This is a genomic window from Bacillus sp. 05T31, from assembly GCF_056396725.1.
On record NZ_JBFTMA010001397.1, the window covers coordinates 1 to 441 of the forward strand.

The 441-nt window shown below is 52.2% G+C and carries 3 tRNA genes and 1 rRNA gene; all 4 read left to right on the forward strand.

Features of this window, described 5'->3' with window-relative positions:
- Positions 1-9 precede the first annotated feature (9 nt).
- Positions 10-125, forward strand: a 5S ribosomal RNA gene (gene rrf / locus AC1DJR_RS33490).
- An 8-nt stretch (positions 126-133) separates the two neighbouring features.
- Positions 134-208, forward strand: a tRNA-Asn gene (locus AC1DJR_RS33495).
- A 2-nt stretch (positions 209-210) separates the two neighbouring features.
- A tRNA-Ser gene (locus AC1DJR_RS33500) sits at positions 211-302 on the forward strand.
- A 19-nt stretch (positions 303-321) separates the two neighbouring features.
- A tRNA-Glu gene (locus AC1DJR_RS33505) sits at positions 322-396 on the forward strand.
- Positions 397-441 lie beyond the last annotated feature (45 nt).

The following is a 441-nucleotide window of genomic DNA, read 5'->3' on the forward strand; positions in this document are numbered from 1 at the left end:
AGAATAATGTCTGGTAATGATGGCAGAGAGGTCACACCCGTTCCCATACCGAACACGGAAGTTAAGCTCTCTAGCGCCGATGGTAGTTGGGACCTTGTCCCTGTGAGAGTAGGACGTTGCCAGGCAATATTATTCCGCAGTAGCTCAGCGGTAGAGCTATCGGCTGTTAACCGATCGGTCGTAGGTTCGATTCCTACCTGCGGAGCCATTGGAGAGCTGTCCGAGTTGGCCGAAGGAGCACGATTGGAAATCGTGTATACGTCACAAGCGTATCAAGGGTTCGAATCCCTTGCTCTCCGCCATAAGGATTTTATAATATTTGGCCCGTTGGTCAAGTGGTTAAGACACCGCCCTTTCACGGCGGTAACACGGGTTCGAATCCCGTACGGGTCACCACTTTTGGAGGATTAGCTCAGCTGGGAGAGCACCTGCCTTACAAGC